Below are 1,163 nucleotides of genomic sequence, written 5' to 3' on the forward strand. Positions count from 1 at the left end.
GGGGTCGGCGAGGCGGGGGTCGGCGCGGACCAGGGGCACGTGTTCCTGGTCATCGACGGCTGGGCGGCGTTCCGAGACGAGTTCGAGGCCTTGGAACAGGACGTCGTGGACATCGCGCGGCGCGGGTTGGGGTTCGGCGTGCACCTGCTGACGTCGACCGGACGGTGGGCGGATGTGCGCGCGCAGCTGAAGGACGCGGTCGGGACGCGGTTGGAGCTGCGGCTCGGCGATCCGATGGAGTCCGAGATGGACCGGCGGACGGCTACGGAGGTGCCGCAGGGCATGCCGGGGCGAGGCCTGACGCGGCAGAAGCTGCACACGCTCGGCGCCGTGACGGAGAAGCCCGCCGAGGAGTTGGCGGCGGCGGTCGCGAAGGCGTGGCAGGGGCCGGTGGCGCCGCGGGTGCGGATGCTGCCGTCGCAGGTTGCGTACGGCGAGTTGGTGACGCGCGGACGGGCCGGCGACGCGGCTACGAGCGACGCGATGCCTGGCGCCGGGGTGACGATCGGGATCGACGAGACCCGGTTGCTGCCGGTGACGCTGGACTTCGAGGCCGATCCGCATTTCGTGGTGTTCGGGGAGGGCGAGGCAGGGAAGTCGAACTTCCTGCGGTTGGTGGCGACGGGGCTGGTCGAGAAGGTGGCGGCCGGGCGGTTGGACGCGCGGTTCATGGTGGTCGACTACCGCAGGAGCCTGATGGGGGTCGTGCCGGAGGAGTACAGCGCGGGGTATGCGGTCGCCGGGCCGGCCGCGCTGTCGTTGATGTCGCAGCTCGCCGAGGCTTTGCGGGACCGGTTGCCGGGGCCGGATGTGACGGCGGCGCAGTTGCGGACGCGGAGTTGGCGGACGGGGAAGGACGTGTACGTGTTCGTCGACGACTACGACTTGGTGGCGTCGCCGACGGCGAATCCGTTGGCGCCGCTGGTGGAATTGCTGCCGTATGCGCGCGATGTGGGACTGCACGTGGTGGTGGCACGACAGAGTGGCGGGGCGGGCCGCGCGATGTTCGATCCGGTGTTGCAGAAGCTGCGGGACTTGAACACGGCCGGGCTGTTGCTGTCGGGCGACCGGGATGAGGGGCCGCTGGTGGGGGCCGCGCGGCCGAGTCGGCAGCCGGGTCCGTGTAGCTGGCGCCATGGCATGAGCAGCCCGCTGTACAACTC

Annotated in this window: 1 protein-coding gene; it reads left to right on the forward strand. The window is 71.3% G+C overall.

The window, feature by feature from the left end; all coding sequences use genetic code 11:
- A partial coding sequence (gene eccCb / locus IZR01_RS49240; RefSeq protein WP_194927898.1) for a type VII secretion protein EccCb occupies positions 1-1,163 on the forward strand: 1,163 nt, incomplete at both ends.

Source organism: Catenulispora pinisilvae (genome assembly GCF_015356865.1).
Classification (GTDB): Bacteria; Actinomycetota; Actinomycetes; order Streptomycetales; family Catenulisporaceae; genus Catenulispora; species Catenulispora pinisilvae.